General features: G+C 68.9%; 13 protein-coding genes. 1 reads left to right on the forward strand and 12 read right to left on the reverse strand.

From position 1 onward, the window contains the following. Window positions 1-53 precede the first annotated feature (53 nt). From C1746_RS04640 to C1746_RS04665, 6 genes are all read right to left on the reverse strand, one after another. Entirely contained in the window at window positions 54-1,682 is a 1,629-nt protein-coding gene (locus C1746_RS04640) for a CocE/NonD family hydrolase (RefSeq protein WP_116713503.1), read from the reverse strand. 7 nt (window positions 1,683-1,689) lie between these two features. After that, window positions 1,690-2,484: an endonuclease/exonuclease/phosphatase family protein gene (locus C1746_RS04645; RefSeq protein ID WP_116713504.1), complete on the reverse strand. Its 795-nt coding sequence runs from the start codon at window positions 2,482-2,484 to the stop codon at window positions 1,690-1,692. A 101-nt stretch (window positions 2,485-2,585) separates the two neighbouring features. Continuing rightward, window positions 2,586-3,413, reverse strand: a complete 828-nt coding sequence (locus C1746_RS04650; protein WP_162867389.1) for a Brp/Blh family beta-carotene 15,15'-dioxygenase — start codon at window positions 3,411-3,413, stop codon at window positions 2,586-2,588. A gap of 172 nt (window positions 3,414-3,585) precedes the next feature. Then, window positions 3,586-4,395 carry a bacteriorhodopsin-like gene (locus tag C1746_RS04655; RefSeq protein WP_205711715.1) on the reverse strand — a complete coding sequence of 270 codons (810 nt, stop codon included), beginning with the start codon at window positions 4,393-4,395 and terminating at the stop codon, window positions 3,586-3,588. Between the two features lie 215 nt (window positions 4,396-4,610). Beyond that, window positions 4,611-5,270, reverse strand: a complete 660-nt coding sequence (locus C1746_RS04660) for a response regulator (protein ID WP_116713506.1) — start codon at window positions 5,268-5,270, stop codon at window positions 4,611-4,613. Continuing rightward, window positions 5,267-6,508 carry a sensor histidine kinase gene (locus C1746_RS04665; protein ID WP_116713507.1) on the reverse strand — a complete coding sequence of 414 codons (1,242 nt, stop codon included), beginning with the start codon at window positions 6,506-6,508 and terminating at the stop codon, window positions 5,267-5,269. Before C1746_RS04665 ends, C1746_RS04660 begins: the two co-directional genes overlap by 4 nt. A gap of 213 nt (window positions 6,509-6,721) precedes the next feature. Here C1746_RS04665 and C1746_RS04670 point away from each other — a divergent pair, with 213 nt between their 5' ends. Continuing rightward, entirely contained in the window at window positions 6,722-8,902 is a 2,181-nt protein-coding gene (locus C1746_RS04670; RefSeq protein ID WP_116713508.1) for an MMPL family transporter, read from the forward strand. A 32-nt stretch (window positions 8,903-8,934) separates the two neighbouring features. Here C1746_RS04670 and C1746_RS04675 read toward each other — a convergent pair whose 3' ends face one another. The 6 genes from C1746_RS04675 to C1746_RS04700 form a co-directional block, all read right to left on the reverse strand. Then, window positions 8,935-9,534, reverse strand: a complete 600-nt coding sequence (locus C1746_RS04675; protein ID WP_116713509.1) for an NADPH-dependent FMN reductase — start codon at window positions 9,532-9,534, stop codon at window positions 8,935-8,937. Window positions 9,535-9,633: 99 nt separating this feature from the next. Further along, complete coding sequence (locus tag C1746_RS04680) at window positions 9,634-10,017, reverse strand: hypothetical protein (protein WP_162867390.1); 384 nt, start codon at window positions 10,015-10,017, stop codon at window positions 9,634-9,636. A gap of 52 nt (window positions 10,018-10,069) precedes the next feature. Then, entirely contained in the window at window positions 10,070-11,197 is a 1,128-nt protein-coding gene (locus C1746_RS04685) for a hypothetical protein (RefSeq protein ID WP_116713511.1), read from the reverse strand. 74 nt (window positions 11,198-11,271) lie between these two features. Then, window positions 11,272-13,185, reverse strand: coding sequence for a flavin-containing monooxygenase (locus tag C1746_RS04690; protein ID WP_116713512.1), 1,914 nt, complete (start codon window positions 13,183-13,185; stop codon window positions 11,272-11,274). Next, window positions 13,182-13,805 carry a TetR/AcrR family transcriptional regulator gene (locus tag C1746_RS04695; protein WP_116713513.1) on the reverse strand — a complete coding sequence of 208 codons (624 nt, stop codon included), beginning with the start codon at window positions 13,803-13,805 and terminating at the stop codon, window positions 13,182-13,184. Before C1746_RS04695 ends, C1746_RS04690 begins: the two co-directional genes overlap by 4 nt. Continuing rightward, entirely contained in the window at window positions 13,798-15,444 is a 1,647-nt protein-coding gene (locus tag C1746_RS04700) for a class I adenylate-forming enzyme family protein (protein ID WP_116713514.1), read from the reverse strand. The genes C1746_RS04695 and C1746_RS04700 overlap by 8 nt, the downstream gene beginning before the upstream one ends. Window positions 15,445-15,448 lie beyond the last annotated feature (4 nt).

Genomic DNA, 15,448 nt, shown 5'->3' on the forward strand with positions numbered 1-15,448 from the left:
TCGGTCAGGTTCCACGAACTCGGCCGACGTTGCCGTCACGTCGGGCAACCGGGTCAGGTCGCGAGTGGCAGGGACAACCGGAGACCGTCGGGGAGCACCATCCTGGTCGGGCCGGCGATCGTCGTCTGGCGGGGATCGGCGACGCCGTGACCCAGGTTGCGATCGTGAGCGGGAAAGGAGCCGCCGGCCACGATCAGGCGCAGCCGGGTTCCCCGATCGAACAGGTGGCACACGGGATGCAGCTCAACCGTCGCCGTCGTGACATCGCCGGCGTCGTGGATGCGCGTGAACCCCTCGCAGATGCTGACGCAGCGAGCATCGGGATCCACCTGTGCCAGGACCACCGACAGGTCGGCGAGCCCCGTGTCAGCCGTGACGGGGACGGTCACCGTCGGGGCACCGGCCAGGAGTGTGGGTCGCTCCACCGGCTCGGAGTCGAAGATCAGCAGGTCCGGCCGCGCCAGGCGACCATCGAGCCGGCGTGCGCCCGGCTCCGCGGTCAGCGTCCGGCCGGCCAGCGTCGGGGTCGGGTCGGTGGGGTCGTACACCAGGGTCGCGCCCGCCGCCGGCTCCGACGCCCCGTCGGTCAGCCGCCCGTGGGCCCCGTACCAGGTGCGCGCGGTCGTCGGTGGTGGCCACGCAGCGGGCGACCACCAGCCCTCGGCGCCGCTGACCCAGACGCGGGTCGGCGGCCCGTCGCCGGGGTCGGCCCCGCGGAGGTGGACGTCGGCATGTCGTCGGGCGAGCCGCATCGACGTCGTCTGCTGCCGGGGGTCCATGTGCCCCCAGGGCCCCACGACCAGGCCCGTCGGCCGCACCGTGGCCTGGGCATCGTGGTCGGGGATCTGGTGGTGGACGAACAGATCCCACCAGCCCGTCGAGTGCACCGTCGGCGGGGCGTGATCCCGATGGCCGCTGTGGTCGGCGCCGGCCCAGTACGGATCCTCAGGGTCTGGATGGTCGGCCCACGCTCGCCACACCGGTGACGACCGTCCCAGGAAGAGCCGGTCCAACTCGAGCACGGGCAGCGTTCGGAGCGCCGCAACGAACGCCTGGTCGGCGCGGCGGGCGTCCAGCAGGATGCGGGCGCGCTCCAGACCGCCGAGCTCCTCCGACACCATGGCGTGCAGCGAGCGGATCCAGCGCATCGAGGTCTCGACGTGCAGGATGCCGCGCGGGTCGGGCAGCCCCAGTCGACTGTGGGTCGCTCCCAGGGCCAGGGCGTCGACCTGGCCCGGCGCTCCTGCGGAGGCCGCCCAGGCCGTGGCGCCGACGTAGCTGATCCCCCACGCCATGAGCCCGCCCGCGAACCACGGCTGGTCGCGCACCCACTCCACGGTTCGCGCCCCGTCGGTGCGCTCGTCGATCGCCGGGATGAACTCGCCCTCCGAGCCGAAGCGGCCGCGAACGTCCTGGACGACGACCGCGTAGCCCAGTGCCGCCAGCCACCGTGCTTGCACGACGACGGGGACGCCCGTGATGCCGGTCATGCCGTACGGCGTCCGGATGAGCACCGCGGGCACCCGCTGGGCGTTGCCGGGCCGGTACACGCGCGTGCCGAGGCGCGCCCCGTCGGGCATCTCAACCCGGTGCTCGTCGTAGGTGACTGTGGTTGCGCGGATCGGGGCGGCCAGCGGTGTGGGGAGGTGGTCGGTCAGCGGCATCACGAGGTCATCGATCACGACGTCATCAGATGTCGAGAATCAGTGCACGGTGATCACTGACCTCGGGGTGGTCGAGGACCTGGAACGCCGCGACGGCAGCCGTATCGGATACCAACAGGTAGTTGGCGTGACGGACCTGCTTGGGATAGTGGGAGGTGCGGGTGTCGGCCGTCCCGACCAGATCGGTCAGGCCGATCTCGGCCAGCACGTCGAAGGTCTCGCTGTCCGGCAGCAGGTTGAAGTCGCCTACGACCACGATCAGGTCGTCGGGCTCCTGGGCCCACACGATCAGGTCGCGCAGCGCCTTGGCCTGTGCACGTCGGGCGGCCGTGTCGCCCTTGCCCTCGGCATCTCGCACGCCGTGCAGATGGGCGATGAGGACCCCTCGGTGGGCATCCCGGTCGATGACTCGGACGGTTTGGGCCAGGCGCGGGCGGTGCGACGCTGGCCAGGTGTCGCGGTGGTCGGTGAAGGCCCCGGTGATCGGCGCGGTGGCCTGACCGACGACCGGCAGGCGGTCGGCGATGAACAGGGCCAGACCGAAGTCCTGACGGTGGATGATCCCGTCCCGGTCGACGGGGCCGGCGTCGTGTGCCACGAAGGACGCCTGGTGGTCGGGCAGCAGGCCACGGATGTCGCCGAACAGGTCGGCGCGCTGGGACTGCGCGTGCTCGCCGTCGTCGTAGGCGACCCAGCCGTCCAGTCCGGGACTCCGCGTGACTTCCTGCACACAGAGCACGTCAGCCCCGCAGGTGGGAAGCCAGGCGGCCAGCGGTTCGAAGAGGGTCCCGCACCAGGCGTTGAGCGAGACGATGCGCATGAGAGACACCGTATCGGCGACCGACCTCGTCGTTGCGAGTTATGTCCTCGTGAGCGGGATCGTTGTGGCCTGGTCGAAGCCCGTGCGTCCTGCTGCTCTGCTCAGCGGCCCCCCGCCTGACGGTGATCGAGGTAGGACACGGCGAGGACGTGTGGGAACGTGACGGCTGCCGTGACCTGGAGCGCCAGCGCCGCGAGGTCGACCGGTGACCAGGATGGGGCAACACGTAGCGCCAATCCGAGCGCCCCGACTGCGATCAGCGTCGGAGGGATGGCATCCCGGACGAATCGCCGGAACGAGGCCGCGGCTCCGTGTTCCAGCCACACAATCCGGTACGGGGGCTCCTCGGTCAGCATGCGTGCGATGTGACGGGGCGCGTGCCACAGACCGAAGTAGACGGCGAAGGCCCAGACCGGCGGAGCCACGACGAAGAGTGCGCCGACCAGCAGCAGGTCCACGACGGCGTGGTAGCGCCGCGCCATCGACTCGACGACCACTGCCGCCGCCAGAACGACTGTCGTGCTCCAACCGACCGTCGCCACGACCGGTGGTTGCAGCAGGAAGACTAAATCCGGACTGAGTTCCGCAGCCAGCGGTCGCAGTTCGGAGGCCCCGAAGACCATGAGGCCAGCAATGGGGATCAGACCCGCCGCGGCGCCATGCAGCCGGGACGGGCGTCGTCGGCCCGCAGAGAGAGAGACCCTGTCAGCAGTCCCGAAGTGCCAAGCCGAGATGAGCAGGAAGGCGGGCCAGACGATGCCGGGGAAGAGGCCCGCGGCGACAAAGACCCCGATGGCCAGGAGGGCGTAGCAGAGCGTGCCGACGCCGATGCCCAGCCACCCGCCAATTCTGCGGGCTAGCAGGACGTGGTCGACGGCCCCGTGCGGGAGCCCCGCGATGAGCGCGACTGAGAGAGGTAGGAGGGACATGCCACCAAGCCAGCCAGCAGCGGCAAACACAATGGCAGCGGCCAGGAGCAGCCGGGTCCAGCGCTGCGTCACTGATTCGCCGGTCCAAGGCAAAGCCGGACCTCCCCCTGCCACAGTGGGCTGCAGGGGGGAGGTGGTTTGGGAGCTCGTCCGCACGAGGACCGTGGTGCGCCTAGGGAGCCGTCACACGGACAGACTCTCCGTCGGTCAAGTCGACCTCGCCCGCTTCGATCAACTCGGCGGTCTTGACCAACGCGATCTGCGCGATGAGCACACCGAACAGCGCCTTGGCGAGTATGTCGGCCAGGGCATAGCCGACCTCGCGTCCGACGAGGAGGCTAGCGGATGCCTCGGATGCGAAGACAGGGAGCAGATAGGCGATCGGATAGACGCCCCAGGTGCCGAGCAAGAGCAGGCGGAGGTTGCGGAACTTCACCCTGACCGCGTCGGACTGGCGTGACAGTGCCGAACCCATCTCGGTCCACAACACGTAGAGCATGTACAGGAAGGGAATGGTTGACAGCGTTCCCCACACCAGGCGCGGGCCAGTCGTCTCGGCGATCTCACCCGGGTACCCCAGCGCAATCATGAGGGCAGCGGCGGGCACCAACTTGATCAGCAGTGAGCGCTTCTCGGCCTTGGCGAGCGCCAGTACGGCAATCGTCTCGATGACCAGGAGCGGAACGGTCAAGAACCAGTCGACGTAGCGGTAGGCGTTGTTGAAGGAATCGCCGGTTGGCTCGGCGACGTCGCCGCTGACGGCGAAGGCACCCTGGAAGGAGCCGTAGATGCGCCAGTAGTGGTAACCGGCAATGGCAAGCACAACCGCTGAGACCAGCAGAGCCGGTTGGAAGCGCCGCGCGACCTGGCTTCGCATGCCGAGGAGGTAGATGAACCCGCCGAGGAAGGCGGCGATCGTCATCGAGAACAGGTTGAGGACCAATTCGTACTGGCCCACGGTTAATGTGACATCTTCAAGCACGACAAACACTCCTTCATTCGGTGCACAGCAAACAAGGCCGGCCTTGAGCCGAATCGGCCTCGCTCACCGATGGGATTGTGTCGATAGGTTCGCCAGATCGATGTCCCCCAACCCGCGGATTCGATCCCACTCTGCTCCCGTCGATGCCAATAGGACTGCGTCTGTGCGCGACTCGGCGGCCCGGGAGACAATCTATGGACGGTCGAGCTGTGGATTCACCGTGCCGGCACACGCCCCGTCTCGTAGGCCCACATCGCGATCTCCACCCGATTGCGGGCCCCCAGCTTCGACATCAGGTTCGCCAGGTGGGTCTTGGTGGTGCTCATCGAGATGTGCAGTCGGTCGGCGATCTCGGCATTGGTCAGGCCCTGCGCCACGGTGAGGATGACCTCCTCCTCCCGCTCGGTCAGCGGGTCCAGTGGCTGGCGCGGATCGGCCGGAGTTGATGCGTCGGCGAAGGCCTCCAGCAGTCGCACGGCGACGCTGGGCGCGATCAGCGCATCACCTCGCGCGGCGGCGTGGACGGCCTGCACCAGCAGATCGGGGCCGGCGTCCTTCAGCAGGAATCCCCGGGCCCCGAGGCGCAGCGCATCGTGGACGTGCTGGTCGGTGTCGAACGTGGTGATGACCACGACGGCCATCGGATCGACGACATCGGGTCCTGCCAGGATTCGAGTGGCCTCGAGCCCATCCAGGCGCGGCATCCGGATGTCGAACAAGCACACGTCTGGGCGCAGCCGGCGAGCCTCGGCCACCGCCTCACGCCCGTCGCCGGCCTGACCGACCACCTCGATGTCGGCTTGAGCGTCCAGGATCATCGCAAGGCCGGTCCGGATCAGGTCCTGGTCGTCGGCGATCAGGACTCGAACCGTCACGGCGCCATCCCGCGCCCCAGCGGCAGCGTCGCCCGAACGCGCCAGCCTGAGGGACCCGATCCGGCGTGGAAGGTCCCGCCGAGGACCGAGGCCCGCTCTGCCATCCCGATCAGGCCGTAGCTCAACTCACCCCGACCGGCGCGGTCCGTCGGCCGGCCTGCCAGGACGGGCGCCCGCTGTGCAGCTGCCCGGCCGTCGTCGACCACGTCGATCTGGACCTGCTGCCGTCCGATCCGCACCGCCACATGGATCGATGTGGCGTCCACCGCGTGCCGCCGCGCGTTGGTGATGGACTCCTGGACGATCCGGTAGATCGCGCTGCCGGTCGACTCAGGCACCGGCTCCGTCGGGCCGGTCACCTGGATGATCACGGGCGGGCCGTGGCCCACCGGGCGTCCCAGGCCCTCGAGGTCGGCCAGACCCGGCGTCGGGCTCCGCTGGGCCGGCACCTGCTGCGGCGTCCCCGCTGCAGCAGTCGGGTCCTGGCCACCTCCGAAGGCGTGGGTGTCGTCGGTCCGCAACGATCCGACGAGGCTGCGCATGGCTCCGAGGGTCCGCGACGCCGCCTCCTCGATCCGCTCGAGCGCACCGACGGCCGCCTCCGGATCTGTCGCTGCAACCGTCTTGCCAGCCTGAGCGGTCACCGCGATCGCGGACACGTGATGAGCAACCGTGTCGTGCAACTCACGCGCGATCCGCTCGCGCTCGAGGGATCTGGCCGACGCCAGCGCCGCCCGCCGCGATCGGTCCTGCAGCCGGACGAGCCATCCGGTCTCGACGATGGCGCCGAGGGCGACGATGCCGCCGACCATGTCGCCCACGGACGAGCCCTCGGCGAGCGAACTGACGCCCCACGAGTACAGCAGCACACCCAGACCGACGGCGGCATCCCGGCCCGAAGCCCACCGCGACAGTGCGTAGGCAACCGTGATCAGCGGAAAGGCCGAGTACATCGAGGCCGGCCCGCCGGTCACCAGCGCAACGACCGCCATCACCGTCGTGACCACGCCGAACGCGTACACGACGGCTGCCAATGGTTGGGATCGCCTGACCAGCAGCGGCCAGACCAACGTGAGGGTGACCACCACCGTGAGCGGTCGCAACGAGAGGTCTTGACGAAGCGCGCCTTCCACGAGCGTGCCGAGGACCAGCACCGCGACCAGGACCCAGTCACGCCAGACACGAACGGGCGCGCCGGGTGCCCGAGGCTCGGCCAGCGCGGCAGCAAGGCGGGACATGAACGCAGCGTACGGACTCCGAGGCGGCTGCGGATCAGCCAGAAGGACGATCTGATGACCGTCACTCCGGCCGAGGTGATTGGGGCCGATCGACGGAGGTGATCGGTGCCGCCATGGACCACCGTCGATGACACCCAGCTCGCCGCTTGCGGCCCCGAGTTGGTCAGAACGCGTGGACACCCGGTGCACGCGACACCCGACAGGAGTTTCGTCATGCGTGTGCTCACCCGAATTGGCCGGTTCTCGGCCTCCCGGCCATGGACCGTGATCGGCATCTGGTTGGTGCTCGCCACCGGCGTCGTGGGTGCCTCAGCGACCGTTGGAGCAGAACTCGAGGACACCATCGAGGTGCCCGGCGTGGACTCCCAAGCGGCGCTGGATCTTCTGGAGGAGACCGGTGCGACGCAAGCCGGCGTCACCGCGCAGGTCGTGGTGGCTGCACCGAACGGGTCCACCATCACCGACGCCGCCAGCCAACAGGAGGTGCAGCGGGTCACGACCGCCGTTGAGGACCTGGACCACGTCGTCGGAACCACGGTCACCATCGCCCCGGCGGGAACGGTCGCGCTGGTCGGCGTGCAGTACGACACGATGGACGCACTGGACGTCTCCGACCTCACCGCCCTCGAAGCTCTCGTGGAGGCACAGGACGCGATGGGTCGGGTGCAGGTCGAAGCCGGCGGCGAGCTCTTCTTCGCCTTCGACGAGGGCGAGACCGGCACCGCAGAACTCATCGGTCTCGGTGCCGCCGTGGTCATCCTGCTGCTCGCGTTCGGGTCGGTCATCGCGATGGGGCTGCCGATCGGGATGGCCGTCTTCGGGCTGGCACTCGGCGTCAGCCTCATGTCGCTGCTGGCCCTGGTCATCGACGTGCCCTCCTTCGCCCCGCAGATGGCCACGATGATCGGACTGGGCGTCGGGATCGACTACGCCCTGTTCCTGGTCACCCGACACCGCGAGCACCTGACGGCCGGCATGTCGGTGGTCGAGGCTGCTTCGAGGGCAGTCGGCACCGCCGGGCAGGCCGTGGTCTTCGCGGGCGGAACGGTCGTCATCGCGATCCTCGGGCTGGCGGTGGCCGGGCTGCCATTCATGACGGCGGCGGCGATCGCCACGTCGGTGATCGTCGGGATCATGGTGCTCGCGTCGGTCACGCTGCTCCCGGCCTTCCTCGGTCTGGCGGGCCACCGCATCGATCGGCTCGCCATCCATCGCCGCGGCGCGGCCCCCCGTGGCGCGTCGGCCGGGTGGGAGCGGTGGGGGCGGCACGTCGCCCGACGTCGCTGGACCTACGCGATCGGTGCCAGCGTGCTGCTCGTTGCCATGGCTGCCCCGCTGCTGGGACTGCGGCTGGGCTTCCCGGACGACGGGACCGCCGCCCCGGACTCGACTCGCCGACAGGCCTACGACCTGATCGCCGAGGGCTTCGGCCCGGGCTTCAACGGGCCGCTGCTCGTGGCGATGGACACGGCCGGGGACGACGGCGTGGTGGCGGCCGTGGCAGCTGCCGTCGCGGCTGACCGTGGGGTCTCGGCGGTGGCGCCGGCCACGATGGATGAGGCGTCCGGAGTCGCGGTCCTGACCGCCATACCGAGCACCGCCCCACAGGACGAGGCAACGGTCGAGACCATCCAGCGGCTCCGGGCCGAGGTCTTCCCCGACATCGTGGCGGGGACCGAGGCCACCATCCACCTCGGTGGGTCAACCGCCAGCTTCGTCGACATGGGCAGCCGGGTCGGGGACCGGCTGCCGGCCTTCGTCGCCGCTGTCGTCGGGCTGTCCCTGGTGGTCCTCGTTGCCGTGTTCCGCTCGATCTGGGTGGCGGTCAAGGCTGCGGTGCTGAACCTGCTGAGCATCGGCGCGGCCTATGGCGTCCTGGTGGCCGTGTTCCAGTGGGGCTGGGGCCTGGAGTTGCTGGGCCTCGAGTCCACCGTCCCGATCGTCGCGTTCATCCCGATGTTCATGTTCGCGGTGCTCTTCGGCCTGTCGATGGACTACGAGGTGTTCCTGCTCTCCCGCGTCCGGGAGGAGTACGTGGTGTCCGGGGACAACGACACCGCCGTGATCCGCGGCCTCGCGGGGACCGCGCGGGTGATCACCTCGGCGGCCCTGATCATGGTGGCCGTGTTCGGCGGCTTTGTGCTGGGGAACGACCCCATCATCAAGATGCTCGGCCTGGGCCTGGCCACGGCCATCGCCGTCGACGCAACGATCGTCCGGGTCGTCCTCGTGCCGGCCACGATGAGTCTGATGGGCGACCGGAACTGGTGGCTGCCCGCCTGGCTGGATCGATTGCTCCCGCACATCGACCTGGACGGCGGGTCGACGACGATGCCGGACCTGAGTGAGCCGACGGCCGATGAGGAGGATCCGCAGCCGGCCACGGTGGGCTGAGGCTGCGACCCGACCAGGGGAACCGAGGGGTGCTACATCCCGAAGTCGTACGCCTCGGACTCCGTGACCCCGCTCTCCCGCACTGGCGCCAGGGCCTTGGTGTACTCGAGCAGGATCGGCAGGGCCCACTCGATCCGATCGCGCAGGTAGGCGTCCGCATCGTTGGACTCGTCGACGTCGTCGTTCAGGACGGTCTTGACCTTGCGGATGATGATCTGCTCGGGGACGAAGCAGATCCGAGTGTTCTTGGAGACTGCCGAGCGGATCTCGGCCAGCGGGTAGGAGCCGCCGTAGGTTGCCGAGACGCCAACCAGCATCGCCGCCTTGTGGGCCATCGTCGTGCCGACGTGGAGGAGCATGTTCTTCAGCCCCGGCGAGGCCATGCCGTGCCACTCGGGCGTCACGATCAGGTAGCCCTCCGCGGCGGCCAGCCTGGTCTTGACGTCAGAGACGAGCTCCTGCTGCGCCTCGTCGGACCACACCTCGCCCATCATCGCGGACAGGCCCAGGTCGTGGATGGTCAGCACGTCGACGTCGCAGTCGAGTGCCCGCAGGCGTGCGGTCAGGTACCGCGCAACCTTCTCGGACTGCGAGCCGGGTCGTTGACTGCCGGCAATGACGGTGATCTTCACGGGGGTGGTCCCTTTGGGGTCGAACGGTCGGACCCTGCACTCATACCCAAGCTCCCGTCGCGCGCCACGGGCCGGGTGACGATGACTGCCGTCCGCTGGTTACGAGAACTGTGCAACGAGCACCAGCCCTGCTGGCACTGCGGCGCCGGCAAGCACCACGGCACACGTCCGGATCACATTCGTGCGTCGAGGTCGGGGACGTCCTGAGACCGCGGTGACGATTGCCGGGCCACCCGCGACGAGCAGCGCGACCGCGGCCAGCAGCAGCACGTCGCCGCCGAGGTCTTCGAAGTCCTGGGTACAGCCGAGGACGACCGCTGGATCGCAGACCTGCTTGAACCGGTTGAACCCGTGGAGCACGACCGCGAAGGCCGCTGTGACGAGGCTGAGCGTCAACCCGCCGAGGAACAGCGCGCCGTGCGCGAGTCGCTGTCCAACCGTCAGGTCGGGTGGCCGGGTCGGAGTGGTCGTGTGGGACGTCATGGAGCCACCGTCCGCGAGCACCCTGGTGGGCGCCTCCGGGATGACCCCCGGATCACCCCTGAGCCGGCTCCGGCGACGGATCGACTTCGGTGGCCGTGATGGGCCCGGGCCAGTCCGGCACCACGGCGACGGAGTGGATGGTGCGATCCGCCACCCCCATCACGATCGCAAGGCCTGGCGTGCCTGCGCCGTCGGTGCCGATGGACAGGACCAGGGCGTCCTCCCCGGCCAGCACGTCGGTGCTCCGCAGCTCCGGACCGTGGCCGGCGACGACGCTCGCCAGCAGCGATGCCGCCTCGCCTCGAGTCATCGTCCGGACCGGCGCCCGACCACCACCCGACCGGCCGTCCTTCACGGTCACCTGGGCGTCGAGCAGCGACTCGAGTGCGTCCCACCGACCACGGCGCGCCGCCATGAGCACACGCGAAGCGGTCTGCTTGACACCCAACTCGAAGCTGTCCGACCGTCGCACGTGCATCGCGAAGAGCGGCTCGGACGTCCGCTGGGCTGCGCGCTCGATGCGCATGCCAAGCCCCTCGGAGAACGCCCGCGCCATGTCTGCCAGCGGGCTCTCGGTGCCGGTCATCCGCTCCATGGCGCCCGGCAGATCGTCACCGGTCCAGTGGATGAGGAGCATGTCGGGCAGATCGTCGCGAGCGTGCTGCAGCCACACCCACTCCTCGCGGACATCGGCCAGTTCCAGGAACTCGGCGTGGGACCGCATGAGGTCACCGGAGTCCAACCGGTCCAGCAGTTGGCGCACGGTCGACAGCTTCTCAGGAGGAACGGGCAGCGCGAACATGGTCTGCGTGTCGGCGATCGCCGTCGCCTGGGTGGTCGTCCCCGAGACGACCTCGGTCTGCGGGAACCGGAACGTCGGCAGGGACTGGCCGTGGTAGGTCCCGAGGACGGTGTAGAACAACCAGTCCTCATGCGCGCTACGAGCGGTCTTGGCTGGCGGCCGCGTGGCCACGTCCAGGTCGTCGCAGTCCCACATCACCAGGGTCAGGTCGGGTAGATCACAGGACGTCTGCGCCCACATGCGCTCGCGGAGGATGCCGCGACCCAACATGAATCGCCGGTGATCGGTGTTGTCGGTCTCGGGCAACCGGCGCGCTGCCTCCTTCCACGACGGCCCCTGTCCGGGGGCATGGGGCAGGGCGTAGGCGACGCGAGGCACTGCTCGAACAGTACGGCACCGCCCCGACCGTGTCCGGGCCTGGACGGGTACCGCTGGCCGTGATTCCCGCAGCGCTACCCGGATGCGGAGAGGTGGTAGTCCTCGAGGTCCACCGTCCGGGTCATGTGCCAGTAGTCGACCAGCCGCCACGGCGTGTTGACGATCACCCTGCCCTTGGAGTTCTTGTACCAGTTCCGCATCCCGTCGTGGGCCCACACCATGTTCGACAGGATCTCGTCGATCCGGGTGTTGTAGCGCTCGTAGGCCTCCCGGGTGACCTCCAGCTGTCCGCCGGTCTCGGCCAACTCGGCGATGCACTGCACGGCGTAGTGCACCTGCGCCTCGGTCTGGAAGATCGTCGAGCCGCCGTGCCCCAGACCCGTGTTCGGCCCGAAGATCACGAACAGGTTGGGGAAGTTCGGGACGGTGATGCCGAGATAGGCCCGGGGGTCCTCCTCGCCCCACAGTTCGGCGAGGGTCACGCCATAACGGCCGACGACCTCGATCGGGAAGATCGGCCGGGTCACGTGGAAGCCCGTCCCGTACACCACGACGTCGACCGGGTGATGCGCGCCGGAGGTGTCCACCACGCCATCGGCCGTGAAGGACTCAACCGCCTCGGGGACCAGCGTGACGTCGTCGGCGGTGATCAGGTCCAACCACCCGTTGTCCATCAGCATCCGCTTGCCGTACGGGGGGTAGGTCGGCACGCAGTGCTCCAGCAGCTCCGGATGCCCCTCCAGCTTGGACTCGATGTAGGCGGTCAGGAACTTGCGGTGCCGCTCGTTGGCAGCGTTCATGGACCGCTCGGGGTGCTCCCACTCGGGGTCAGCGTGCAACGACGGGTACAGCCCGTCGCCGAACCGCCAGAACAGCATGAACCGGTACCAGGTCGCGTAGAACGGCACGACGTCCAGCAGGTACTGCTTCTCCGGGGACACCTGTCGGTGGTAGTCGGCGTTCGGCGCCAGCCACTGCGGGGAGCGTTGGAAGATGGTGAGGTGCGCGGCTGAGCGGGCGATCGCGCGGCCCGACTGCACGCCGCTCGCGCCGGTCCCGACCAGCCCGACGTGTTTGCCGGTCAGGTCGACGTCGTGGCGCCACTCGGCGGTGTGGAAGGCAGGCCCCTCGAAGTCCTCCGAGCCGTCGATGTCGGGCACCTTCGGCTTGTTCAGCTGGCCGACGGCGAAGAGGACGACGTCGGCCTCCAGCACCTCGTCCGTACCGGACGTGTTGGTTGTCGTGACCGACCAGGTCCCATCGTCCCAGACGGCCCGGGTGACGGTTGAGTTGAACCGGATGTGGTCGTAGACGCCGGTGTCGCGGGCCGTGTCGATCAGGTACTCGAGGATCTCCTCCTGCTTGGAGAAGTACGACGACCACCGGTGCCGCTGGTTGAAGGAGAAGGAGTAGAAGTGGTTGGGCGTGTCGACCCCGCAGTCCGGATAGGTGTTGTTGAACCACGTCCCGCCCACCTCGGGGTTCTTCTCGAGGATCACGTAGGAGATGCCGGCGCGAGACAGCTGGACCCCGGTGCAGATCCCCGACAGGCCGGCACCGATCACGATGGCGGTCGGCCGCTCGTCCTCCTCGACCCTGCGGATCGCGTCCGTGGCTGAGGTGTCGGGGTCGCGGAACCCCATCTCCTCCATGAAGAGGGGGACGTACTCCTCGCTGACCTCCTCGGCGACGGCCACCGACATCATCCGCGCCAGCGTCGCGGTCGGTAGGTCCACCGGTTCCGCCCCGGACAGCACGGCCTCGAAGACCGCGTCGCGCAGGTCCTGTTGAGCCTGCTCGGTCAGGCCACCGGACTCGTCGGGGAACAGTCGGACGTCGCGGGCCGGCTGGTACGGCTCCTCGATCCACCGGCGGTCGCCGGTCAGGTGGACCATCACCATCGCGAGGACCGGCATGTCGGCCTCCGAGAGCGCCTGACGGAGCTGGTCGGCGTCCAGTGGCGCGAGGGGCTCGGCCGGGTCGATCATGCTGACGGCCTTCCGACGTCTGCGCTCTGCAGCAGACCGTCCAGGGCCATGGTCACGTAGTGATCGGCCAAGCTCTCGAGGTCGATGGGACCGTCGGGTCGAAACCACACGTTGATCCCGTTGACCGCGTCGAGCACGGCGAAGGCGGCGAGTGCCGGGGAGCCCACCTGGAACTCGCCCGCCGCACAGCCGGCGGTGATCGCCGCCGTCACCGCCTGGTGGTACGCGCGTCGTGCGGTCTGGATGTCGTCCAGCACCGCCGGCGGAAGTGAGGCCATGTCACGACGGGTGATCGCCTCCTCCTGCCGGTGATCGTGGAAGTACCGGATGTGGTGGTGGAGGACGGCGGCCAGCCGGTCGCGAGGCGACCCCGGACCCTCCAGCGTTGCCAGCGCATCCGTGGTGAAGCGGGACGTCGCCGCGTGGGCGATCTCGCTGAGCAGTGCCGCCTTGGAGTCGAAGTGGTGGTACAGGCTGGCCGGCTTCACGCCGACCGCGTCGGCGATGGAGCGGATCCCCACCGCGTGATAGCCGTGTTCGGCGAAGAGCTCAGTCGCCGTGCGCAGCACCGTCTCACGTGTCGTCTCGACCCCCTTGGCAGCCACGGCCAGCTCAGGCATCGGCTGGTGCCGACGTCCCTCGGAGTTCCCGCTTCAGCGTCTTCCCCTGGCTGTCCTTGGGCAGGGAGTCCACCACGTTGACGGTCTTCGGGACCTTGAACGGGGCAAGTCGGTCCCGGCACCAGGCCCGGATCTCCTCGCCATCGAAGTCCTCGCCCGGACGCGCGGTCACGAACGCGGTCACGGCCTGCCCCCAGTACTCGTCGTCCAAGCCGACCACGGCGACCTCCATCACGCCGTCGTGGGTGTAGATGGCGCGCTCGACCTCGACCGAGGACACGTTCAGGCCACCGGACTTGATCATGTCCTTGCGGCGGTCCCGGAAGAAGAGGTTCCGGTCGGCGTCGATCTCGACGATGTCGCCGGTGTGCAGCCAGCCGTCGCGAAGCACCTCGGCGGTCTTCTCCGGGTCGTTCAGGTAGCCGCGCATCACACCGGGGCTGCGGCACAGCAGTTCGCCGTGGGTGGCGTCGTTGCCGTCATCGTCCACGACACGGATCTCCAGCGTGCTGGAGGCCTGCCCGATCCACGACGGGTCCTGTCGTGGGATGTCCTCGAGTGAGCTGAAGCGGCCGACCGTCGGGGTCTGGGCCAACTCCGACTGCGACCAGAACGTGACCCACTCCATGTTGGGGGCGACGGCAGCGAAGGACTCGAACATCACGCGGGGCATCGTCCCGCCGTAGGTCACCATGCGGCGGAGCTGGCTGAGCTCAGCCGAGACGAAGTCCTCGAGCTTGATCATCTGCAGGAAGAACGTGGGAGTCTGCGCGCTGCAGGTCACGCTCTCGGCCACCCAGCTGTCCAGCGCCCGCTGCGGGTCGGTCGAGTACGGCAGCACGATGGTGTTGCCCAGGGAGATCAAGGCGATCTGCAGGCCGAGACCGGCGATCGTGTGCATCGGCAGCAGGTAGTACCAGACGTCCTGCTCGACCAGTCCGACGGACGTGACGAAGGCGGGCATCATGCCGACCAGGTAGTTGCGCTGCGGGATCAGCACCGCCTTCGGGAGGGCCTCGGTACCGCTGGTGTAGGGAATCAGGCCGATGGTGTGCTCGGAGACGTCGCCGGACGGCTCCGGCTCTGAGACATCGCTGCTGACCGCGAGCAGCCGGCTCCAGCGCAGCCACTCCTCCCCGGCCTCGTCGGTGTCGGTGTCGAGGGAGATCCGGACCGCAAGGTTGTCCAGCGGGTCGAGCTCCTCGTCCTCTGCGATCGCATCGATCGTCGGCGTCAGCGAGTCCTCGCAGACCAGCACGCTGGCCCCGGAGTGGCTGAGCTGATAGTGGAGCTCGCCGGGCAGGAAGGTGTAGTTGAGCCCGGTCACTGCTGCGCCGAGCTTGGCGCAGGCCCAGAAGGTCGTGATCAGCTCGGGGCTGTTGCGACCCATGATCGCAACCACATCACCCGTCTCGAGGCCATGGTCGGCGAGCGCGTGGGCGATCTGGTTCGCCCGCTCGTCCAGCTGCCGGTAGGTCAGCTCCCGGCGGTCATGTGCCGGACTGTCCAGCGCCACCACCGCCAGCTTGTCGGGGTGCCGCCTCGCGTTGCGCCGCAGCTGATCTCCGAATGTGGCGCGGCGGACCGGCGCGTCGATGTCGGGGTGAATGGTCGCGGACTCGAGTGCCTCGGTCGCCATCGCT

Source organism: Euzebya tangerina, assembly GCF_003074135.1.
GTDB classification, from domain to species: Bacteria; Actinomycetota; Nitriliruptoria; order Euzebyales; family Euzebyaceae; genus Euzebya; species Euzebya tangerina.